Source organism: Aureimonas ureilytica DSM 18598 = NBRC 106430, assembly GCF_000382705.1.
Lineage (GTDB): Bacteria > Pseudomonadota > Alphaproteobacteria > Rhizobiales > Rhizobiaceae > Aureimonas > Aureimonas ureilytica.
Window position 1 is genome coordinate 232,491 of sequence record NZ_ARQE01000003.1, and the last position, 22,313, is coordinate 254,803.

General features: G+C 68.9%; 14 protein-coding genes. 13 read left to right on the forward strand and 1 reads right to left on the reverse strand.

The features are described from left to right. The first annotated feature begins 21 nt into the window (after positions 1-21). Both fabB and fabI read left to right on the forward strand, forming a co-directional pair. Positions 22-1,245 (forward strand): beta-ketoacyl-ACP synthase I, encoded by a 1,224-nt coding sequence (gene fabB, locus B146_RS0108315; protein WP_026358452.1) that lies wholly within the window; start codon positions 22-24, stop codon positions 1,243-1,245. Between the two features lie 13 nt (positions 1,246-1,258). Continuing rightward, positions 1,259-2,095, forward strand: a complete 837-nt coding sequence (gene fabI / locus B146_RS25475; RefSeq protein WP_019995971.1) for an enoyl-ACP reductase FabI — start codon at positions 1,259-1,261, stop codon at positions 2,093-2,095. Between the two features lie 66 nt (positions 2,096-2,161). On the opposite strand, the gene B146_RS0108325 is transcribed toward fabI, so the two are convergent. Then, a complete protein-coding gene (locus B146_RS0108325) occupies positions 2,162-2,602 on the reverse strand; it encodes an Lrp/AsnC family transcriptional regulator (protein WP_019995972.1) in 441 nt (146 codons plus the stop codon). A 124-nt stretch (positions 2,603-2,726) separates the two neighbouring features. Between B146_RS0108325 and alr the strand changes: the two genes are divergently transcribed. From alr to addA, 11 genes are all read left to right on the forward strand, one after another. Continuing rightward, positions 2,727-3,875 carry an alanine racemase gene (gene alr, locus B146_RS0108330; RefSeq protein ID WP_040408368.1) on the forward strand — a complete coding sequence of 383 codons (1,149 nt, stop codon included), beginning with the start codon at positions 2,727-2,729 and terminating at the stop codon, positions 3,873-3,875. Further along, positions 3,872-5,125, forward strand: a complete 1,254-nt coding sequence (locus tag B146_RS0108335) for a D-amino acid dehydrogenase (RefSeq protein ID WP_019995974.1) — start codon at positions 3,872-3,874, stop codon at positions 5,123-5,125. Before alr ends, B146_RS0108335 begins: the two co-directional genes overlap by 4 nt. Before the next feature lie 239 nt (positions 5,126-5,364). Further along, positions 5,365-7,677, forward strand: coding sequence for a diguanylate cyclase domain-containing protein (locus B146_RS0108340; protein WP_019995975.1), 2,313 nt, complete (start codon positions 5,365-5,367; stop codon positions 7,675-7,677). Between the two features lie 277 nt (positions 7,678-7,954). Continuing rightward, a complete protein-coding gene (locus B146_RS0108345) occupies positions 7,955-8,356 on the forward strand; it encodes a PTS sugar transporter subunit IIA (RefSeq protein WP_019995976.1) in 402 nt (133 codons plus the stop codon). An 82-nt stretch (positions 8,357-8,438) separates the two neighbouring features. Next, on the forward strand, positions 8,439-8,711 hold the full coding sequence (locus B146_RS0108350; protein ID WP_019995977.1) for an HPr family phosphocarrier protein: 273 nt from the start codon (positions 8,439-8,441) through the stop codon (positions 8,709-8,711). Between the two features lie 180 nt (positions 8,712-8,891). Continuing rightward, the gene (ahcY, locus tag B146_RS0108355) at positions 8,892-10,292 is read left to right on the forward strand and encodes an adenosylhomocysteinase (protein ID WP_019995978.1); all 1,401 of its coding nucleotides are present in this window, start codon (positions 8,892-8,894) and stop codon (positions 10,290-10,292) included. Between the two features lie 209 nt (positions 10,293-10,501). Next, positions 10,502-13,033 carry a sensor histidine kinase gene (locus B146_RS0108360; RefSeq protein ID WP_244498183.1) on the forward strand — a complete coding sequence of 844 codons (2,532 nt, stop codon included), beginning with the start codon at positions 10,502-10,504 and terminating at the stop codon, positions 13,031-13,033. Further along, positions 13,030-14,583, forward strand: coding sequence for a bifunctional tRNA (adenosine(37)-N6)-threonylcarbamoyltransferase complex ATPase subunit type 1 TsaE/phosphotransferase (locus tag B146_RS0108365; RefSeq protein ID WP_019995980.1), 1,554 nt, complete (start codon positions 13,030-13,032; stop codon positions 14,581-14,583). Before B146_RS0108360 ends, B146_RS0108365 begins: the two co-directional genes overlap by 4 nt. Next, complete coding sequence (locus B146_RS0108370) at positions 14,580-15,368, forward strand: nucleotidyltransferase family protein (RefSeq protein ID WP_019995981.1); 789 nt, start codon at positions 14,580-14,582, stop codon at positions 15,366-15,368. The genes B146_RS0108365 and B146_RS0108370 overlap by 4 nt, the downstream gene beginning before the upstream one ends. Before the next feature lie 114 nt (positions 15,369-15,482). Further along, the gene (gene addB, locus B146_RS0108375; RefSeq protein WP_019995982.1) at positions 15,483-18,593 is read left to right on the forward strand and encodes a double-strand break repair protein AddB; all 3,111 of its coding nucleotides are present in this window, start codon (positions 15,483-15,485) and stop codon (positions 18,591-18,593) included. Continuing rightward, the gene (gene addA, locus B146_RS0108380; protein WP_019995983.1) at positions 18,590-22,255 is read left to right on the forward strand and encodes a double-strand break repair helicase AddA; all 3,666 of its coding nucleotides are present in this window, start codon (positions 18,590-18,592) and stop codon (positions 22,253-22,255) included. Before addB ends, addA begins: the two co-directional genes overlap by 4 nt. Positions 22,256-22,313: the final 58 nt, after the last annotated feature.

Genomic DNA, 22,313 nt, shown 5'->3' on the forward strand with positions numbered 1-22,313 from the left:
GACCGCGAAAAGGAGTATGCCATGAGGCGGGTCGTCGTGACCGGAATGGGCATCGTGTCCTCGATCGGCAACGATCTCGGCGAGGTCACGGCCTCGCTGCGCGAGGCGAAGTCCGGCATCAGCTTCTCCGAGGATTTCGCCGAGAACGGCTTCAAGTGCCGCGTCTGGGGCAAGCCTAATCTCGACGTGGCCGACCTCGTGGACCGTCGCGCCATGCGCTTCCTGAGCCAGGGCGGCGCCTGGAACCATGTCGCCATGAAGCAGGCGATCGCCGATTCCGGCTTGGACGAGAAGGACATCTCGAACAACGAGCGCACCGGCATCATCATGGGCTCGGGCGGCCCCTCGACGCGCACGCTGATCGAGGCCGCCGACATCACGCGCAAGAACAACAGCCCCAAGCGCATCGGCCCCTTCGCGGTGCCCAAGGCCATGTCCTCGACGGCCTCGGCGACGCTCGCGACCTGGTTCAAGATCCACGGCGTCAACTACTCGATCTCCTCGGCCTGCTCGACCTCGGCCCATTGCATCGGCAATGCGGCGGAGATGATCCAGTGGGGCAAGCAGGACGTGATGTTCGCCGGCGGCCACGAGGACCTCGACTGGACCATGTCGAACCTCTTCGACGCCATGGGCGCCATGTCCTCCAGCTTCAACGACCAGCCGGCCTCGGCCTCGCGCGCCTATGACAAGAACCGCGACGGGTTCGTGATCGCCGGCGGCGCGGGCGTCGTGGTTCTCGAGGAATACGAGCGGGCCAAGGCGCGCGGCGCCAAGATCTACGCCGAACTCGTCGGCTACGGCGCGACGTCCGACGGCTACGACATGGTCGCGCCGTCCGGCGAAGGCGCGGTGCGCTGCATGCGTCAGGCCCTGTCCACGGTGAAGGGCAAGGTCGATTACGTGAACACGCACGGCACCTCGACGCCGGTGGGTGACAGCAAGGAGATCGGCGCGATCCGCGAAGTCTTCGGCGACGCGATCCCGCACATCCAGTCCACCAAGTCGCTGACAGGCCATTCGCTGGGCGCGGCGGGCGTGCAGGAAGCCATCTATTCGCTTCTCATGATGCAGGCCGGGTTCGTGGGCGAAAGCGCCCATATCCAGGAACTCGACCCGGAATTCGCGGGCGTTCCGATCGTGCGCCAGCGCATCGACGATGCCAAGGTCGACATCGCCCTGTCGAACTCCTTCGGCTTCGGCGGGACCAACGCCACGCTCGTGTTCCAGCGCGTACCCAACTGAGAAAGCCCTTTCGATGAATGATCTGATGAAGGGCAAACGCGGCCTCGTCATGGGCGTCGCGAACCACAATTCCATTGCCTGGGGCGCCGCCAAGGCCATGGCGGCGCAGGGCGCCGAGATCGCCTTCAGCTACCAGGGCGAAGCCTTCGGCAAGCGCCTGCGTCCGCTCGCGGCCGAGATCGGCTCGACGCTTCTCGTGGACTGCGACGTGGAGGACATCGCCTCGGTGGACGCCCTGTTCGAGACGCTGAAGGCGGAATGGGGCAAGATCGACTTCGTGGTCCACGCCATCGGCTTTTCCGACAAGAACGAGCTGAAGGGCCTCTACGCCGACACGACGCGCGAGAACTTCACGCGCACCATGGTCATTTCCTGCTTCTCCTTCACCGAGGTGGCGAAGCGCGCGGCCGCGATGATGAACGAGGGCGGCTCCATTGTGACGCTGACCTATGGCGGCTCGATGCGCGTCATGCCGAACTACAACGTGATGGGCGTCGCCAAGGCGGCCCTGGAAGCCTCCGTGCGCTATCTCGCGGCCGATTTCGGCCCGCGCGACATCCGCGTCAACGCCGTGTCGGCCGGCCCCTTGCGCACGCTGGCGGGCGCGGGCGTTTCCGACGCGCGCCTGATGCTGAACTACCAGCGCCGCAACGCGCCCATGCGCCGCAACGTGACGCATGAGGAAGTCGGCAACTCGACGCTCTATCTCCTGTCCGACCTGTCCAAGGGCGTGACGGGCGAAATCCACTATGTGGACGCCGGCTACAACATCATGTCCATGCCCGCGCTGGACGAGCTGAAGACGCAGGAAAGCCGCGCCGTCGCGGCCGGCGAGACCTCGGCCGAATAGGCCGACCGAAATTCGAAGCCTTCGAAAGCCCGTCGCTCCATTCCGAGCGGCGGGCTTTTTTGGTTCTCAAAGAACGCTGCGGATCGCGAAGCTCGAATTGATGCGCTGGACGCCCGGCAGGCGCGAGAGAACCTCCTTGTGGATGCGCTCGTAATCCCCCGCCCCGGCGGCTTCGAGGCGCAGGAGATAATCCTCCTCGCCGGTCATGAGATAGCATTCGCGAATTTCGGGATGCTTCAGCACCTCCGCCTCGAAGCGGCGCAGCACGTCCTCCGTCTGCCGCTCCAGGCTGATGCGCACGATCACCACATGCCCTTCGCGCCCCTCGGCCCCGGCGACGATGGCGGTGTAGCCCCGGATGACGCCGCTTTCCTCCAGAATCTGCACGCGCCTTAGGCAGGCCGATGGCGACAAACCGACCTCGCCCGCCAAGGCGACATTCGTCATCCGCCCGTCGCGGCGAAGGGCGCGGATGATCTTGCGGTCGGTGTTGTCGAGGTCCGGCATGGTGTTGCACCGCTTTCGAAGATGATGGCGTCTGATCCCAATATTTCGAATTTTCTGCGCGAGATCGGCCGTACATTCAAGAATGATTGCGCCACAATTCGGGGAGTTCCGCTTGGAGGCGCGCATGCTCGTGATCTCGTCCGCATCATCCCCCGCTCTGCCCATTTCCGCGGCAGGCGCCATCAGCGCCGGTGCCGTCCTGACGGTCGATCTCGCGGCCCTGCGCGCGAACTACCGCCGTCTCTGCCGCGAAGCCGGGGGCGCGCGGGTCGCCGGCGTGGTGAAGGCCGACGCCTACGGGCTCGGCGCCGAGCGCGTCGCGCCGGCCCTTTGGAGCGAGGGCTGCCGCAGCTTCTTCGTGGCGCATCTCTCCGAAGCCCTGGCGCTGCGCCCGGCTCTGCCTTCGGAAGCGCAGATCTTCGTCCTCAACGGCCTTGCGCCCGGCGACGAGCGGCGCTGCGCGGAGGCCAATGTGACGCCCGTCGTCAATTCCGCCGCGCAGCTTGCGGCCTGGGCCGCCCTCGCCCGCACGCTCGGCCGTCCGCTTCCCGCCGCCCTGCAAGTCGATAGCGGCATGGCGCGGCTCGGCCTTGCGCCCGAAGAGGTCGCCGCCATCGCGGCCGATCCATCCCATCTCGCCGGCATCGACGTCACCCTCGTGATGAGCCATCTCGCCTGCGCCGACGAGCCGGAGCATCCGGCGAACCGCGCGCAGCTCGAAGCCTTCAAGGCGCTCGCAGCCCGCCTGCCGAAGGCGCGCCGCTCGCTCGCCAATTCGGCCGGCGTGTTTCTGGGGCCGGACTTCCATTTCGACCTCTGCCGCCCCGGCATCGCGCTTTACGGCGGCCAGCCCTTCGAGGGACCGGAAAACCCGATGCGCGCCGTCGCGCGGCTCGACGCGCGGGTCATCCAGATTCGCGACGTGCCGGCGGGCGCGGGCGTCGGCTATGGCTGGAGCCTCGTCGCCCCCGGCGCGATGCGGCTTGCGACCATCGGCATCGGCTATGCCGACGGCTGGCCGCGCGCCCTCAGCAATCGGCTCGGCGCCTATCACGAGGGCCAGCCGCTCGGCGCGGCGGGGCGCGTGTCCATGGATTCCGTCATTCTCGACATCGGCTCGGCCGCCCTGAAGCCCGGCGACCTCGTGGAGCTGATCGGCCCGCACCAGACGCTCGGCACCGTGGCCGCGACGGCCGGCACCATCCCCTATGAAATTCTCACCGCCCTCGGCCAGCGTTTCGAGCGGCGCTATGTGGAAGGAGCGCTCGCATGAAGATCGCGGTTCTCGGCGCAGGCGTCATCGGCGTCACCTCGGCCTGGTATCTCGCCAAGGCCGGCCACGAGGTCACGGTGATCGACCGGCAGGAGGGGCCGGCGCTGGAAACGAGCTTCGCCAATGCGGGCGAAGTCTCGTTCGGCTATTGCTCGCCCTGGGCCGCGCCCGGCATTCCCAAGAAGGCGATCAAGTGGCTCCTGATGGAGCACGCGCCGCTGATCCTGCGCCCCAAGATGGACACGGCCATGCTGCGCTGGCTGACGCGGATGCTGCGCAACTGCACGGCCGAGCGCTACGCCCTCAACAAGAGCCGGATGCTGCGCCTCGCCGACTACAGCCGCACGAGTCTCGCCGAGCTGCGCCGCGACACCAATATCGAATACGACCAGCGGATGAAGGGCACGCTCCAGCTCTTCCGCACGAAGGAACAGCTCGACGCCTCGCTGAAGGACCAGAAGGCCCTGAAAGAGGACGGCATCGCCTACGAGGTGCTCGATCCCGACGGCTGCATCCGCATGGAGCCCGCGCTCGCCCATGCGCGCGACAAGATCGTCGGCGGCTTGCTGACGCCCAACGACGAGACGGGCGACTGCTTCAAGTTCACCAACGGCCTTGCCGAACGGGCCGAAGCGCGCGGCGTGCGCTTTGCCTATGGGCGCACGATCAAGGGCCTGCGCGTCGAGGGTGGACGCTGCCTCGGCGTCGAGACGGATCGGGGCTTCGAGGCGGCCGATGCCGTGGTCGTGGCGCTCGGTTCCTACTCGCCGCTTCTGGTGAAGCCCTTCGGCATCGATCTGCCGGTCTATCCCGTGAAGGGCTATTCGCTGACCATCCCGATCGTCGACGAGGCGCGCGCGCCGGAATCCACCGTGATGGACGAGAGCTACAAGATCGCCATCACGCGGCTCGGCAACCGCATCCGCGTCGGCGGCATGGCCGAGATTTCCGGCTTCACCAACGATCTCGCCGAGGCGCGCCGGCGCACGCTGGAGCATTCCGTCACCGACCTCTTCCCCGGCGGCGACGTGAAACGGGCGAGCTTCTGGTCGGGCCTGCGCCCCATGACGCCGGACGGAACGCCGGTGATCGGCCCGACGAAGATCGCCGGCCTGTTCCTCAACACCGGCCATGGCACGCTCGGCTGGACCATGTCCTCGGGCTCGGGCCGGCTTCTCGCCGATCTCGTATCCGCCCGCGCGCCCGATATCGACGCGCGCGATCTCGCCGTGGCGCGCTACGGGCGCTGAGCCCGGCTGGACACCGAATTCATACGTCTTATTTACCAATTGCAGGGAGATTTCCCTGCAATTGCCTTGTCGCGGCACGGCCTTACGCCTTCTTAGACCGCCAAGCCCTTAGTCTGGAGACCGACCGCCACCCTTCTCCGCAGTTCTGATCCCTCGGTTCTCGTCTCTTGCCAACCGATCTCGACAGCTTTGCCAGCGCACCCGGCCGAACGGGCCCGCGCCGGGCGACCGATCCCCAGATGACGCGCAAGCGGCTGTTCTGGGTGCTTCTGGCCGTGCTCCTCCTGTCCTTCTGCGCGGTTTCGGCGACGACCCTGATCGAGTTGCGGCGCGACACGCAGGAGCAGGCAACCACCGTCGCGCGCAATCTGGCCGTCGCCCTGTCGCAGGAGATCGGCCGCAGTCTCGAGAGATACGACGAGCAGTTGCTGCGCATCCGCAAGCGCCTCGCCGACGCCGATTTCGCCTCGCTCAACCCGTCCACGCAGGAGCTCGCCCTGTTCGACACGGGCGCGCCCGATCCGTTCCTGGTGGCCCTGTTCACGACCGACTCCAAGGGCGAGATCCTGTTCGACCGGGATCAGGGCGCCAAGGCCCGAGCGGGGGTTTCGGACCAGTCCTATTTCACGGCGCAGCGCGATGCCCCGGCCGCCGGGCTCTTCGTCAGCGAGCCCTTCGGCCAGCCGAACAATCCCGCCGATCAGGTCGTGGCGATGAGCCGCCGCCTCGAGTCGCCCGACGGCACGTTCATCGGCGTCGCGGTCGGCTGGGTGCGCGTCGAGCTGTTCCTGCGGATCATGCGCGGCAGCGCGCTCTCGCCCGAAGACGCGATCAATCTCTTCACGCGGCGCGGCGTTCTTGTCGCTCGCGTGCCGGGCCATCCGAACGCGATCGGGCGAGACATGTCGCAGAACCCGACCGTCTCGCCCTTCCTGCGCGACGAGACCGGTCAGATCACCGGTCTTTCGCCGATCGACGACGTGTCGCGCATCTACAGTTTCGCCAGCCCCCGCGAGGCGCCGATCGTGCTCGCGGTGGGCTTGGCCGAGCACAATGTCTTCGCGGCCTGGAACGGGCGGGCGCTGACGATCGGCCTCGTGCTCCTGCTCCTGTGCGCCCTCGCCACCGCCCTCGCCTTCCAGATCCGCCACGAATTCCGGCGCCGCCTGGAGACCGAGGAGGTGCTGCGCCGGGGCGAGGAGCAGTACAGGCTGCTGGCGGACTATTCGACCGATCTCATCATCCGCCTCGACGCGGGTCTGACCCGCCGCTACGTCTCGCCAGCGTGCCGCAGCATGCTGGGCTTCGAGCCCGAGGAAATGCTGGGTCTCGCCTCGCGGAGCGTCATTCATCCCGAGGACTGGCCCGACGTGCAGCGCATCGCCGCCAATGCGCGCAACGGAACGGGCGAGACCGAAAGCGCCTATCGCCTTCTGACCAAGAACGGCGACTATGTCTGGGTGGAGGGGCGCTACAGCTACGTGCCGGACGATGGCGGCTTCATCGTCGTCCTGCGCAACATCACGCGGCGCCGCAAGGTCGAGGCCGAACTCGCCGCCGCCCACGCCGAACTCACCGACCTCGCCCATACCGACCCGCTGACCGGCTTGGCCAACCGGCGCCGCTTCGACGAGGCGCTGGTCGGCGCGCGCGCCAGCCAGCGTTGCGCCGTCCTGATGATGGACGTCGATCGGTTCAAGATGTTCAACGACCGCTACGGGCATCCGGCCGGAGACGCCTGCCTGCGCGAAGTGGCCGCGGCGATCCGCCTGGCGGTGCCGGGGCAGGCGCTGGCGGCGCGCATCGGCGGCGAGGAATTCGCCGTGCTTCTGCCCGCCCATGACCTGGCGGCGGCCGAGATCGTGGCCGAGCGCATCCGCGCCGGCGTCGAGGCGCGCGCGCTCACCCACGAAGGCAACGAGGCCAATGGCGGCGTCGTCACCGTCAGCGTCGGCTGCGCCGAGCGCAACGAGGCGGGAACCTGGGTCGAGGATGCCGACCAGATGCTCTACGAGGCCAAGCGGACCGGGCGCAATCGCGTGATGAGCCATCTGTCCCTCGGCGGCATCGCCGGAAAGGCGCCGACCGGCAACGAGAGGGTCCGGCGCGCGGCCATCGAGCGCTTCCGCCTGGCGCGCCTCGCCGACGGCCGCGCCGAACTCGATGTCCTGGCGATGCGGCTCGCCGACACGCTGGGGGCTTCGATCGGTTTCATTTCCCTGCATGGGGACGAGGACGTGGAACTCGTCGGCTGCTGCAACATCCTGCCGGGTTCGGCGCCCAGGGCCGAGGCCCTGTGCAGCCATGCGGTCCTGTGCGCCGAGCCGATCGTCGTGGCGGACATGGCGGCCGACCCGCGCTTTGCCGGCAATCCCTTCGTGACCCCCAAGGACGGCCTTCGCTTCTATGCCGGCGCGCCCCTGATCGATCCCCAGTCCGGCGTCCCCATCGGCGCCGTGAGCGTCTGCGACCGAGAGCCGCGCTATGGGTTCGGCCCCGAACAGCGCACGATCCTGACGACCTTCGCGCATATGGTCATGCACGGTCTGTAACGGCGTTCACCGCCCTTCGCAGGCGCGTTCGTCGCGTTCGGGCGATTCTCTCTCGCGCGTCCTATCGGCTCCGGCCGCCTGCCCAAACGCTCGCCACAAGTGCTCACGCTTGCGGCATCACAACCTAAGCGGTCAGTTTGTGTCGCGCTCACGCCATGTTCACCGCTGATTTTCAGAATTCCTCCAAGCGGGCGGTTTGCTGCCTTGCGGGGAAACGGTCGCAGGCGCACAATTGCCTGCCCATCGAAGAGGCGACGGAGCCCGGAGCGGACAACGCATGATAGGACTTGTGCTGGTGACTCACGGCCAGCTGGCGCGCGAATTCAAACTCGCCGTCGAGCATGTGGTGGGTCAGCAGGAGGCGTTCGAGACGATCTGCATCGGCCCCGACGACGACATGGAGAAACGCCGCCTCGACATCGTTCAGGCCGTGCGCGACGCCGATCGGGGCAAGGGCGTCATCATCCTCACCGACATGTTCGGGGGTACGCCTTCCAATCTCGCCATCTCCGTGATGGACGAGGGCGAGATCGACGTTCTGGCCGGCGTCAACCTGCCGATGCTGATCAAGCTCGCCAGCGTGCGCGGCGAGAAACCCATGGACCAGGCTTTGGTGGCGGCGCAGGAGGCCGGGCGAAAATACATCGCCGTGGCCAGTCGCATCCTGAACGGGCAGTGATACGATGGCTTATGTCGGCGAGGACGCGAGCGGCTTGGGGAACCAGACCATGAACAGCGCGGTACAACGGAACGACCCCCTCATGCCGACGGCCCGAACCTTGACGATCGTCAACCGCAAGGGCCTCCACGCCCGCGCCTCGGCCAAGTTCGTCCAGCTCGCCGAGAGCTTCGATGCCGAGATCACCATCACGCGCGACGGCATGACGGTGGGCGGCCAGTCCATCATGGGCCTCATGATGCTCGCTGCCGGACAGGGCACCACGATCGATGTCAGCGCCGAAGGGCGCGAGGCCGAGGCCGCCATGCAGGCCATCGCCGACCTCGTCGCCAACCGCTTCGGCGAGGAATGCTGAGGGGCGCGCTACCCCCGTTCCGGCCGAGCGCCGAAAGAACCAGATAAGCATATAAGCAATTCGTTATATCCTTTTGGCGCGGAGGCTGCTAAAGCACCGCGAGCCGAAGGCCGCCTGTGCGCGCCTTCCCCTGTTTCACGCGGGCGTTCGCGTTCGTCCGTGTCCGAAGGAGAACGAGCCATGAGCGCAGCTGCCGATTACGTGGTGAAGGACCTTTCGCTGGCCGACTGGGGCCGCAAGGAACTCGACATCGCCGAAACCGAAATGCCGGGCCTGATGAGCTGCCGCGAGGAGTTCGGCACCGACAAGCCGCTGACGGGCGCGCGCATCGCCGGCTCCCTCCACATGACGATCCAGACCGCCGTTCTCATCGAGACGCTGCAGGCGCTGGGCGCCAAGGTGCGCTGGGCCTCGTGCAACATCTTCTCGACGCAGGACCACGCCGCCGCCGCGATCGCGGCCACCGGCACGCCGGTCTTCGCCGTGAAGGGCGAGACGCTGGAAGACTACTGGGACTACACCGACCGCATCTTCCAGTGGACGGACGGCGAGCCCGCCAACATGATCCTCGACGATGGCGGCGACGCCACGATGTACATCCTGACCGGCGCGCGCGCCGAGGCGGGCGAGGACGTCCTGTCCAATCCGGGTTCGGAGGAAGAGGAAATCCTCTTCGCCCAGATCCGCAAGCGCATGGCGCTCACCCCCGGCTTCTTCGCGCGCCAGCGTGACGCCATCAAGGGCGTGACCGAGGAAACCACGACGGGCGTCAACCGCCTGTACCAGCTGCAGAAGAAGGGCCTCCTCCCCTTCCCGGCGATCAACGTCAACGACAGCGTCACCAAGTCGAAATTCGACAACAAGTACGGCTGCAAGGAATCGCTGGTGGACGGCATCCGCCGCGCCACCGACGTCATGATGGCCGGCAAGGTGGCCGTGGTCTGCGGCTATGGCGACGTCGGCAAGGGCTCGGCCGCCTCGCTCCAGGGCGCGGGCGCCCGCGTCAAGGTGACGGAAGTCGATCCGATCTGCGCGCTGCAGGCCGCGATGGACGGCTACGAGGTCGTGACCCTCGAGGAAGCCGCCCCCACCGCCGACATCATCATCACGACGACCGGCAACAAGGACGTCGTGACGCTCGACACGATGCGCCTCGTCAAGGACATGTGCATCGTCGGCAATATCGGCCATTTCGACAACGAGATTCAGGTCGCCGCCTTGCGCAACCTGACCTGGACCAACATCAAGCCCCAGGTCGACATGGTCACCTTCCCCGATGGCAAGCGCATGCTGCTTCTGTCGGAAGGCCGCCTCCTGAATCTGGGCAACGCGACGGGCCATCCCTCCTTCGTGATGTCGGCCTCCTTCACCAACCAGACGCTGGCGCAGATCGAGCTGTTCACCAAGGGCGAGCAGTACGAGAACAAGGTCTACGTGCTGCCCAAGCATCTCGACGAGAAGGTCGCGCGCCTGCATCTGGGGCGTCTGGGCGCCAAGCTCTCGACCCTGTCGGACGAGCAGGCCTCCTATATCGGCGTGACGCCGCAGGGCCCGTTCAAGCCCGAGCACTACCGCTACTAGAACATCCCGACTTCGCGCGCCGTCTGGCGCGGTGATGCGCCGGAGGCAAGCCCTCCGGCGCATTTCTTTTTTACCATCTGTGCCGTTCGCGCGCTTTCTCTGAGGTTATCCACCGTTTAAGTTTTACGAATCGGAGCCGCGTTGGGGAGCGCGGCCTCGGTGACGGGGACAACTGTCTTTTCTCGAAAGGCGGCGGAGAAGGACGGGGGATGAAACAACTGAGATCGACGATGAAGGCGGGTCCGGCGGCCCGCTTCGTGGCCGGATTCGGCCAAAGAGGCGTGCGCATCCTTCGCGGGGCACCGGCGCTCCTGGCCACGCTCGGCGCGAGCGCGGCCCAGGCGCAGGAAGCGGCGAGCGGGCCGATGCGGCCCGAAACCGTCCTCAACCTCGCGCTGATCGGCCTGACCATCGGCGCGGCGATGATCGCCGCCGTCTGGCTCATCCGCCAGCAGGCCGCGACCGCCGAAGAGAACAAGCGCCTGCGCGCCGACCTCGCCGACGCCCTGAACGAGGCCGACCGTCGCGGCACGCTCCTGGCCGAGGACAACCAGCGCCTTCTCGTGTTCTCCGGCCCCGGCGCGCCCGACCTCGTCGGCACGCTGCCCAAGCGCTTCGGCGCGCCGACCGAGACCTCCGCCTTTCTGGATTTCGAGGGTTGGATGGGCTTCGAGGATGCGCGCGAGCTGACGCGCGCCCTCACCCAGCTGCGCAACCGCGCCGAAGCCTTCCGCATGGAAGTGGAAAGCGCCGGCGGGCATATCCTCGAGATCGCCGGCCGCACCGCCGGCGCGCTCGCGCTCGTGCGCTTCACGCCGCTGTCGGGCCTTCGCGAGGAGATCGCGACGCTGCGCCTCGAGCAGAACCGCGCCAATGGCATGATCGAGACGATGCAGGCGTTGTTCGACGCCGCGCCGCTGCCCATGTGGCTGCGCGGCGAGGACGAGCGCCTCGTCTGGGTCAACGACGCCTATGCCCGCGCGGTGGACGCGGCCGGCGTCATCACCGCCGTGGAAGCGCAGACCGAGTTCCTGAACGAGCAGGACCGCGCCCAGATTCAGGCCCAGCGCACGCAGAGCGGCCGGTTCCAGAACCGCGTCAGCGCCGTGGTGGACGCCGACCGGCGCAATTTCCTCGTGGTGGACGCCGCCGGCCCCTTCGGCTCGGCGGGCATCGCGATCGACATTTCCGAGACCGAGAGCGTGCGCCGCGAGCTGCGCGAAACCGTGCGCTCGCATTCCGAGACGCTCGACCATCTGACGACGGCGGTGGCGCGCTTCGACGACAAGACGCAGCTCGCCTATCACAACGCCGCCTTCGCCAAGCTCTTCGGCCTGTCCGCCGCCTATCTCGATAGCGCGCCCGATCTCGTGGCCATTCTCGACCATCTGCGCTCACGCGGCGTCCTGCCGGATGATCGCCCCTTGCGCGACGTGAAGGCCGAGATCCAGGCCGCGCACCGCGCCACGCAGCCGACCGACGCGCTCTGGCATCTGACCGACGGGCGCACGCTTCGCGTCTTCACCAGCCCCGAGCCGTCGGGCGGCGCGAGCTGGGTGTTCGAGGACCTGACCGAGAAGCTGCAGCTGGAATCGCGCCTCAACGCGCTGGTGCGCCTGCAGGGCGAAACGCTCGACTACCTGCGCGAGGGCGTCGCCGTGTTCGGCCAGGATGGGCGCCTGCGCCTGTCCAACCCGATCTTCGCCGAGCTTTGGGGCCTGTCGGACGAGTTCCTGGCGGCCAAGCCGCATATCCGCACCTTCGCCGGCACGGCGACCGCCTCGATCCGCCGCCCGGCCGACGGGTCCGAGCCCGAGGTGGACTGGACGCGCTTCGCGCATGCCGTCACCGCCTTCGACGAGGCGCCGCGCGAGGCGCAGGGCGGCGAGTTCGAGCTCACCGACGGCCGCGTGCAGGCCTATGGCATCGTGCCCCTGCCCAACGGGCAGACCATGCTGACCTTCTCCGACATCACCGACGCGCGCGCCGCCGAGCGGATGCTGCGCGAGAAGAACGACGCGCTGGAACACGCCGCGCGCCTCAAGAACGATTTCGTCCAGCATGTGAACTACGAGCTGCGCTCGCCGCTCACCAACATCATCGGCTTCTCGGCCCTCCTGCGCTCGCCCGAGACCGGGCCGCTCAACACGCGCCAGAGCGAATATCTCGACTATATCGGCACCTCGACCTCGACGCTGCTGACCATCGTCAACGACATTCTCGATCTCGCCACGATCGACGCCGGCATCATGGATCTCGACCTCGGCGAGGTCGACATCGCCCACACGGTCGAGCACGCCGCCGAGGCGGTGCGCGAGCGCCTGCGCGACAACGACATCCGTCTCGACATCGACATCGCGCAAGGCGGCTCGAGCTTCCGGGCCGACGGGCACCGCGTTACGCAGGTCCTGTTCAACCTCCTGTCGAACGCCGCGAATTTTGCCCCTCAAGGCTCCACCGTGCGCCTGTCGGCGCGGCGGCGGAACGACAATCTGTTCTTCGCCGTCGCCGACGAGGGACCGGGCATCTCGCCAGCCAATATCGAGCGCATGTTCGAGCGCTTCGAGACCGATCCGGCGGGCGGGCGCCAGTCCGGCGCCGGGCTCGGCCTGTCGATCGTCAAGAGCTTCGTGGAACTGCATGGCGGCGACGTCTCGATCACGTCCGGCCCCAAGGGCGGAACGGTCGTGACCTGTCGCTTCCCGCTGCGCCGGCAGGAGCGGGATCTGGCGGCGGAATGAACGCGGCGGCTCCTGTGTCGGACGTGACCGCGTTCGACCTCCTTCTGCCGGACGAGGCGGCCACCGAGCGCCTCGCGGCCGATCTTTCGCTCGCGCTCGGGCGGGGGGACGTCGTCGCCCTGTCGGGGGATCTGGGCGCCGGCAAGACGCATTTCGCCCGCGCCTTCGTGCGCGCGTTGAGCGGCGAGCCGGACCTCGAGGTCCCCTCCCCCACCTACACGCTGGCGCAGATTTACGAGACGCGCCCGAAGGTCACGCATTTCGACCTTTATCGCCTGGGCGACGAGGACGAACTGGAAGAGCTCGGCTTCGACGAGGCGTCGGAAACCGGCCTCGTTCTCGTGGAATGGCCCGAGCGCGCGCCGCGCGTTTTCAGTGAGGCCACGGTTCGGCTCGAACTCGCGGACGCCGCCGGCGGCGGTCGGCAGGCGCGGATTACCGCGACGCCGGACGCGGCCAAGCGCATCCGCCGCACGCTGGACGCGCGCGCCTTCCTCACCGAGGCGGGCCTGCCCGACGCGATCCGCCAGATTTTCCAGGGCGATGCCTCGGCGCGGCGCTACGAGACGGTTCCGGGGCCGGACGGCACGCCGCTCGTGCTGATGGATTCGCCGGCCCTCGTGCTCGGGCCCCCCGTGCGCGACGGACTGCCCTATGCCCGCATCGCCCACACGGCCGAAACGGTGCTTGCCTTCGTCGCCATCGCCGAAGACTTGGAAGCCGCCGGGCTCGGCGCGCCCCGCATCCTCCACGCCGATCTCGAAGCCGGCTTCGTGCTGATGACCGATCTCGGGCGCGACACCGTGCTCGACCCGCAAGGCCGCCCGATCCCGGAGCGCTACGAGACGGCGATGGAAGCGCTCGCCCATTTTCATTCACAGCCTCCGCGCCGCGAACTGCCGACCCGCGAAGGGCCGGTGCATTCCGTGCCGCCCTTCGACCGGGGCGCCCTGTCGATCGAGGTGAGCCTTCTTCTCGACTGGTACTGGCCGCATCGGCGCGGCGTGGCCCCAAGCGAGGCGGAGCGGGCGCGCTTCGACGCGGTCTGGGATGCGCTGTTCGACCGGCTGGAGGCGGCCGAGCCGGCGCTCGTGCTGCGCGATCTGCAATGGCCCAATCTCGTCTGGCGCCCGGCCGAGGCCGGGCACCGCCGCGTCGCGTTTCTCGACTTCCAGGACGCGATGATCGGCCCGTCCGCCTATGACGTCGCCTCGCTGGCGCAGGATGCGCGGGTGGATATTCCGGCCGAACTGGAAGAGCGGCTTCGGCATCACTACATGAGCCTGAGGGAAGCAACGGACCCGCGCTTCGACAAGGACGCCTTCGAGGAGGCCTATGCGATCATGGCGGCGCAGCGCGCCACCAAGATTCTCGGCATCTTCGTCCGCTTGTTGCGCCGGGACGGCAAGCCGCAATACCTCCGTCACATTCCCCGTATTCAATCCTACCTGAAGCGCAGCCTCCGGCATCCGGCCCTCCAGCCTCTCGCCGGCCTCTACGAGGACTGGGCGCTTCTGGACGACGAACTCACCGCACCGCAGGACTCATGACGCTTCAGACCTTCGCCCCGACGCCGCTTCACGCCCGCCCGCCCCGCCGCGCGCCCAAACCGAAGACAGCGATGATCCTGGCGGCCGGCCTCGGCAAGCGGATGCGGCCGATCACCTCGATGATCCCCAAGCCCCTCGTCGAGATCAACGGCAAGGCGCTGATCGACTACGGGCTCGACGCGCTGGCGCGCAACGGCGTCGAGCGCGTGGTGGTGAACGTCCACTACATGGCCGAGCTTCTGCGCGCGCACCTGCGCAAGCGGCGCGACATGGAGGTGATCGTCTCCGACGAGAGCGACAAGCTCCTGGAATCGGGCGGCGGCATCGTGCGCGCCCTGGCGCATCTCGGCAGCGACCCCTTCTATCTCATCAATTCCGACACGTTCTGGATCGACGGCTACCGCGACAATCTCGATCTTCTGGCCGATCTCTGGAACCCTGACGATGCCGACATGCTGCTTCTCATCGCCGAGATGCGGCAGGCGACGGGCTATGACGGGCGCGGCGACTTCACGATGGACCGCGAGGGCCGGCTGCGGCGCGTGGCCGAGCGCGACATGAGCCCCTTCATCTATGCCGGCGCCGGCATCCTGAAGCCCGAGCTGTTCAAGGACCTGCCGGAAGAGACCTTCTCGCTCAACCGTGTCTTCGACACGGCGATCGAGAACGAGCGCCTCTTCGGCGGCCGGCTGGACGGGCTCTGGCTCACCGTCGGCACGCCGCAGGCGATCCACGACGCCGAAGCCGCCTTCGCCGCGAGCGCCGCCCGCGTCGAGATCGGCTGACGCCGCAAGCGCCTTCCCTCCTTGCGCGGCCGAGCCTGGCAGCGCGCGCGAGGAGCCGGGGATAGCGGCATGGAAGCGCTGTCCTCGCGGCCTTGGCTCTTGTAGGCTAAGGCCATGCGTCCCAACGTCTTTTCCATCTCGCCGGGTCTTCCCTTCCTGCCGACGCTGGCGGACGGCGTCCTGTCCGGCCGCTTTCTGCCGGGTCACGCCTTCGGCGACGATCCGCTGGCGCTCGCCGGGCTCACCATTCTCGTTCCCACCCGCCGCGCCGTGCGCGCGCTCGGCGAGGAATTCGCCAAGCGCCTCGGCGGAGCGGCGGCGATCCTGCCACGCATCCGGCCGCTCGGCGACGCGGACGACCCGAGCGCCCTGTTCGAGGACGGCCCCGGCGCGGAGCTGATCGCCGAGATGAACGCGCTGGAGCGCCGGCTGCTTCTGGCCCGGCTGGTGCGCATCTGGAAGGAAAGCCTCAACCGGCAGGCGCTGCGGCTTCTGGCGGGCGAGGAGCTGATCCTGCCTGCCTCCAGCGCCGACGCGCTTTATCTCGCCGAAGACCTCTGCGCCTTTCTGGACGAGGCGGTGAACGAGGAAGCCGGCCTGTCCAATCTGGCTCAGCTCGCGCCCGACCGGCTCGCCGAATGGTGGCAGCTGACGCTGACCTTCCTCCAGATTCTCACCGAGCAATGGCCGGCGATCCTGGCCGAGCGCGGGCTTCAGGACCGCGCGGCGGCGCGCGTGCGCTGGTTCGACGCCGAGGCCGAGCGGCTGCGCCGCGCCCGGCCGCAGACGCCGATCCTCGTCGCCGGCACCACGGCCACCGCGCCCTCCACCGTGCGCTTTCTCCAGGCCGTCGCCAACCTGCCGAACGGCGCGCTGGTTCTGCCCGGCGTCGACTGCCATCTCGACGAGGAAAGCTTCCAGGCGATCGACGCCAAGCGCTCCATCGCCGCGCCGGGCCATCCGCAGCACGCCATGCGCCGCATCCTCGGCGGGCTTCTGATCGGGCGCGATCTCGTCGATTCGCTGGCGCCGGACGCGGGCGATCCGCTTCTGGCGCGCGAGCGCTTCCTGTCCGACGCGCTGCGCCCGGCCGAAACCACCGATCTCTGGGCGGTGCGGGCCGAACAGCACGGACCCGACGCCCTCAAAGGGCTGGAGCTGATCGAGGCGGCGGACGAGCGCGAGGAAGCGCTCGCCATTGCGGTCGCCATGCGCGACGCGCTCAGCGACCCCACGGCCACCGTCGCGCTGACGACGCCGGACCGCAACCTCGCCCGCCGCGTCGAAGCCGAGCTGGAACGCTTCGGCGTTCTCGCCAACGATTCCGCCGGCCGCCCGCTCTGGGCGACGCCGCCCGGCACCTTCACGCAGCTCGCGCTTTCGGTGGCGCTGGAGCCGGGCGACCCGGTGGCGCTCCTGTCGCTTCTGAAACATCCTCTGCTGCGGCTCGGCCTGCCGGCGGCGGAAGCGCGCGATGCCGCCCGCGTCGTGGAGCTGATCGCGCTGCGCGGCGGAACGGGCGTCGCCGATGGCGCCACGCTCGCCGCCCTGTTCGAGCGCCGCCGCAACGAGGCCGAGGCCGAGGACGGCCGCGCGCCCCGCCCCGTGCGACTGCTCGGAACGGAGGACAAGGACAAGGCCGCCCGCCTCTGCGCCGAGCTGGAACGGGCGCTGCAGCCGCTGGCGGGCCTGCGCAACGACGGCGAAGGCGAGATCGCGGACTATGCCGTCTGCCTGACGCGGGTTCTGGAAGCGCTCGCGCGGGGCGAGGACGAGAAGCCGACCGCCCTTTATGCCGAGGAAGCGGGCATTGCGATGCGCGACTTCCTGCGCTCGCTCGTTTCGGCACCCGACACGGGCTTCGGTTTCCGGCCCGAAGAGCTGCCCGACGTCGTGCGCGCCCTGATGAGCGACGTCACCGTGCAGCCGCGCGGCGGCCTGTCGCAGCGCGTCTTCGTCTGGGGCGCGCTGGAAGCGCGCTTGCAGAACGTGGACGTGATGATCCTCGGCGGCCTCAACGAGGGCACATGGCCCCGCGCGGCGCGCTCCGACGCGTTTCTGTCGCGCGTCATGCGCACCGAAATCGCGCTCGACCCGCCCGAGCGCCGCATCGGCCTTGCCGCGCACGATCTCTGGATGGCGCTCGGCAACCGGCGCGTCGTCATGGCCCGCTCGCACCGCGCCGGCGGCTCGCCGACCATCCGCTCGCGCTGGCTCCAGCGCATCCTGACGCTGGCCGGCGAGGCGGGCGAGGCCGATCTCCTGGCGCGCGGCGAGACCTATCTTCGCCACGCCCGCCGTCTCGACACGGTGGAGCCGCAGGCCCCCGCCCGCCGGCCCGAGCCCTGCCCGCCCATGGAAGTGCGCCCGCGCCGCGCCTCCGTCACCGAGGTCGAGACCTGGGTGCGCGATCCCTATGCGGTCTATGCGCGGCGCATCCTCAAGCTCGACCCGCTGCCCGAAATGCTGCGCGCGCCGGGCGCGCCCGAACGCGGCAATCTCTACCACGCGATCCTGCATCGCTTCGTGGCCGAAGGCGTCGACCCCTCGGCCGAGGACGCGGAAGAGAAGCTCCTCGCCATCGCACGCGAGGAGTTCGCGAGGGAGAAGCTGCCGGCCGAGATCGAGGCCATCTGGTGGCCGCGCATGGAAACGCTGGCCCGCAACATGATCGAATGGGAGCGCGAGCGCGCGCCCGGCATCGCCCGAAGCTTCACCGAAATTCGCGGCGAGGTCGCCTTTCCCGATCTCGACTTCACGCTCTCGGGCTATGCCGACCGCATCGATCTGTTGCGGGACGGGCGCATCGAGATCGTCGACTACAAGACCGGCACGAACCCGTCCGTGAAACAGGCGCGCACGCTGCTCGCCCCGCAATTGCCGCTGGAAGCGGCGATGGCGCGGCTCGGCGGGTTCGAGGCGCTGGGGCCGGTCGCCTCGGTGGCCGACCTTCTCTATGTGCGCCTGCGCGAGCGCGAATTCTACGAGGAGCGGCTGGCCCATGGGGGCGGGCGCACCGGCGAGCCGCAATCGGGCGACGATCTGGCCGGCGCGGCGCTCGGCAGTTTCAAGCGGCTCGTCGCGGCCTATCGCGCCGCGGACAAGACCTATCCCTCTCGTGCCCGGCCGTTCCTGGCAGGGGACTATACGGGGCATTACGACCATCTGGCGCGCGCGCGCGAATGGTCCGTCGCCGCCGCGCCCGAAGAAGGAGACGCGCCATGAACATCGTCGTGAAGGGCGCGGCCGAAGGCAGGGCCAAGGGCGCGGAAGACCCGCAGCGCATCGCCTCGGACCCCGCGCGCTCCGTCTTCGTGGCGGCGAACGCGGGCTCGGGCAAGACGCATGTCCTCACCGAGCGCGTGGTGCGGCTTCTCCTGTCGGGGGCCGAGCCCTCGCGCATCCTGTGCCTCACCTACACCAAGGCCGCCGCCGCCGAGATGCAGACGCGCGTCTTCTCGCGCCTCGCCGCCTGGACGACGATGGACGAGGCCGAACTCGGCCGCGCCTTGGAAGCGCTGGAGCAGCGGCGGCCGAGCCTCGAGCGCATCGCGCGGGCGCGCCGGCTCTTCGCCTGCGCCCTGGAAACGCCGGGCGGGCTGAAGATCCAGACCATCCACGCCTTCTGCGAGGCGATCCTCCATCAGTTTCCGATCGAGGCCAATATTCCCGGCCATTTCGAGGTGATGGACGAGACCGAAAGCGCGCTGCTCCTGGCGGAAGCCCGGCGCATGTTCGTGGCCGGCTCGACGGACGATCCCGCCGACCCCGAGCGCGCAGAGCTGACGCTCGCCTTCGCCGACGCGCTGACGCTGGCCGGCGAATGGGGGCTCGACGCGCTGCTGGGCGAGATCGTCGCCAAGCGCGACCGCATTCGCCGCCATCTGGAATTCGTCGGCGGCCTGGAAGGCGCGGTGCCGCTTCTGCGCAAGGCGCTGGGCTTGCGCGAGGGAGACGACGAGGACGCGATTCTCGCCGGCGCCATCGACCCGCCGGGCTTCGAGGACAGTTTTCGCGAGGCCCTGGCGGAAGCCGCCGGGCGCTCGAACAAGACCACCGACGCCAAGCTCCTCGAAAAGCTCGCCGCCTTCGAGGCGGCCGAGACGCCGACGCGCCGCTTCGAGGCCTTGCGCGAACTCGTGCAGAAGAAGGATGGCGGGCGCTACAAGCCCTCCTCCGTCGCCACCAAGGCGGTCGCGGACGGCTTTCCCGACTTCGCCGAGCGGCTGGAGGAAGCGGCCGACTATGTGGACGAGGCCTGCGAGCGCCTTGCCACCCTGCGCCTGTTCCGCGCCAGCCGCGCCGCGCTCGCCATCGCCGAGAAGCTGGAGGGCGATTATGCGGCGCTGAAGCGCAAGCGCGGTCGGCTCGACTTCGAGGACCTGATCGTGCGCACCGCCGATCTCTTGCTGCGGGCCGAAGCGTCGAGCTGGGTGCATTTCAAGCTCGACCAGGGCATCGACCATGTTCTCGTCGACGAGGCGCAGGACACGAGCCCGCGCCAATGGGAGGTCGTGCGCCAGCTCGTGGAGGAGTTCTTCGCGGGCGCTTCGGCCCGGAAGGCGCCGCGCACGATCTTCGCCGTGGGCGACGAGAAACAGTCGATCTACTCCTTCCAGGGCGCCTCGCCCGCCATGTTCACCAACGAGCGCACCAATCTCCAGCGGCTGGCGGAGGCCGCCGGCCTGCCCTTCGAGCGCGTCGAGCTGCACCGCTCCTTCCGCTCCGTGGCGGACGTGCTCGACGCCGTGGATCAGGTCTTCGCCGAGCCCGAAGACCGGCGCGGCCTCACCTTCGGCGGCGAGCCGCCCGTCCATGTCTCGGCGCGCGGAAGCGAGCCGGGCCTGATCGAGGTCTGGCCGGCGCTCGTCCCCTCCACCCGCGTCCTGTCCGACGACTGGCTCGACCCGATCGACCACGAGCCCGAGGCCTCGCCCGCCAACCGCCTCGCCCGCCGCATCGCCGAGACGATCAGGAGCTGGATCGGCGAGCCGATCAGAGTGAAGGGCGAGCGCCGGGCGCTCGGCCCCGGCGACGTCATCGTCCTCGTGCGCAAGCGCTCCGGCTTCGTCGGCGCGATGGGCGCGGCGCTGCGCGAAGCCGGCATTCCCGTGGCGGGGGCCGACCGGCTCACCATCACCGACCATATCGCCGTGTCCGATCTCGTCGCGCTCGGGCGCGTCGTCTCCAACAGCGAAGACGAGCTGTCGCTCGCCGCCGTCCTGAAAAGTCCGCTCTTCGGCTTTTCCGACGAGGACCTCATGGCGCTCGCCCTCTCGCGCTCGACCGACGGACGCGCCGAGCCGCTTTACCTCGCGCTCCGCCGCCTGACCTTTGCCGGCGCCGAGAAACGTCTGCCGGGTTTCGTGAAGGGCGCGGCGCGCGAGGCCCTTCTGGTGAAGGCGAGCCGAGCGTTCGGGCGGCTGGAAGAGCTGCGCCGGCGCGCCGGCTTCGAAACGGTCTTCACCTTCTTTGCCCGAATTCTCGGCCCCGAGGGCGGGCGGGCGCAGCTCGTCGCCCGGCTCGGGCGCGACGCGGGCGATGTGGTGGACGCGTTTCTCGATCTGGCGCTCGCCGAGGAATCGGCCGGGCGCGGCGGGCTCGACGCCTTTCTGGCCGATCTCGAAGCCTCGCCGCCCGAGATCAAGCGCGAGACCGAGGGCGGGCGCGGCGAAGTTCGCATCATGACGACGCACGCGTCGAAAGGGCTCGAGGCGCCGGTCGTGTTCCTAGTCGATCCCGGCTCCGCGCCGTTCAGCCACAGCCATGGCGCCAAGCTTCTGGAATGGACGGACATGCCGGGCCTGCCGCCCGGCCAGCCGCCGGGCTTTCTCTGGTGCCCGGAATCGGCGGTTCGCAACGATGTGGTGCGCGTGCTTCAGGAGGGCGAGCGCGCCCGCGCCGAGGACGAATATCGCCGGCTCCTTTATGTCGGCATGACGCGCGCGGCCGACCGGCTGGTGGTCTGCGGCCTGTCGGGCACGCGCGGGCCGGACCAGGCCTCCTGGCTTCAGCGCGTGGAAGCCTCGCTCCGCCCGCGCGCGCGCGAGATCAAGAACGTGGAAACCGGCGAGACGATCGCCTGGCGCCTCGGCGCCGATCCCTCCCTTGAGCGCCTCGCCCTCCACCGGGACGCCGCGCCGGATGCGCCGGAGCGCGCGGTCGATCTGAAGCCCCTTGCGCCCGAGCCGACCCCGCCCCGCCCGCTCGCGCCGTCCACGGCGGGCGGCGCGCACCGGATCGAATCCATCGACGCGCTCGACGCCGAGCCGCGCGACGCGCCCGAACCGCCGGGCGTCGACGCCCTGTCGCCCGTGCTCGGCGCGGGACGCGAGCCGGGCGTCGCGATCCGGCGGGGAACGCTGGTTCACAAGCTGCTGCAGATCCTGCCCGATATCGGGACGGAGGATCGCGAGGCGCGCGCGCGGCTGTTTCTGGACGTCGCCGGCGCCTTCCTGCCGCAGGAGGAGCGCGACGCCGTTCTCCACAAGGCCTGCGGCCTCCTGAAGGACCCGAGCTTCGCGCCCTATTTTCGCGAGGGCAGCCGGGCCGAGGTCTCGGTGTCCGGCAAGCTGGCGCTGGGGGGCCACGACTATGTCGTCAACGGCTCGATCGACCGGCTCTCTGTCGAGGACGGGATCGTGCGGATTCTCGACTACAAGACGAACAGATCGTTCACCGAACGGCCCGAGGACACGCCCCCGCCCTATCTCCTGCAGCTCGCGCTTTATCGCGAACTCCTGAAGCCGCTTTATCCGAAGGCCGAGATCCGGGCCGCGCTGCTTTATACGGAAGGGCCGGTTCTGGTGGAGATCGACGCGCCGGCGCTGGACCAGGCTTTGGAGGCGCGGGCGCGGCGCGCGGAAGGGTCGCGCGGCTCGGCTTGAAGCCGGGCCTCGCCCCATCTACCTATGACGGGACGGACCGCGCCGGAGATGTTCCCCG

What these genes read in the sequence shown, in the direction of transcription:
- fabB (WP_026358452.1), top strand. Translation starts at nt 22, where the DNA reads ATGAGGCGGGTCGTCGTGACCGGAATGGGCATCGTGTCCTCGATCGGC.
- fabI (WP_019995971.1), top strand. Translation starts at nt 1,259, where the DNA reads ATGAATGATCTGATGAAGGGCAAACGCGGCCTCGTCATGGGCGTCGCG.
- B146_RS0108325 (WP_019995972.1), bottom strand. Translation starts at nt 2,602, where the DNA reads ATGCCGGACCTCGACAACACCGACCGCAAGATCATCCGCGCCCTTCGC.
- alr (WP_040408368.1), top strand. Translation starts at nt 2,727, where the DNA reads ATGCTCGTGATCTCGTCCGCATCATCCCCCGCTCTGCCCATTTCCGCG.
- B146_RS0108335 (WP_019995974.1), top strand. Translation starts at nt 3,872, where the DNA reads ATGAAGATCGCGGTTCTCGGCGCAGGCGTCATCGGCGTCACCTCGGCC.
- B146_RS0108340 (WP_019995975.1), top strand. Translation starts at nt 5,365, where the DNA reads ATGACGCGCAAGCGGCTGTTCTGGGTGCTTCTGGCCGTGCTCCTCCTG.
- B146_RS0108345 (WP_019995976.1), top strand. Translation starts at nt 7,955, where the DNA reads ATGATAGGACTTGTGCTGGTGACTCACGGCCAGCTGGCGCGCGAATTC.
- B146_RS0108350 (WP_019995977.1), top strand. Translation starts at nt 8,439, where the DNA reads ATGCCGACGGCCCGAACCTTGACGATCGTCAACCGCAAGGGCCTCCAC.
- ahcY (WP_019995978.1), top strand. Translation starts at nt 8,892, where the DNA reads ATGAGCGCAGCTGCCGATTACGTGGTGAAGGACCTTTCGCTGGCCGAC.
- B146_RS0108360 (WP_244498183.1), top strand. Translation starts at nt 10,502, where the DNA reads ATGAAACAACTGAGATCGACGATGAAGGCGGGTCCGGCGGCCCGCTTC.
- B146_RS0108365 (WP_019995980.1), top strand. Translation starts at nt 13,030, where the DNA reads ATGAACGCGGCGGCTCCTGTGTCGGACGTGACCGCGTTCGACCTCCTT.
- B146_RS0108370 (WP_019995981.1), top strand. Translation starts at nt 14,580, where the DNA reads ATGACGCTTCAGACCTTCGCCCCGACGCCGCTTCACGCCCGCCCGCCC.
- addB (WP_019995982.1), top strand. Translation starts at nt 15,483, where the DNA reads ATGCGTCCCAACGTCTTTTCCATCTCGCCGGGTCTTCCCTTCCTGCCG.
- addA (WP_019995983.1), top strand. Translation starts at nt 18,590, where the DNA reads ATGAACATCGTCGTGAAGGGCGCGGCCGAAGGCAGGGCCAAGGGCGCG.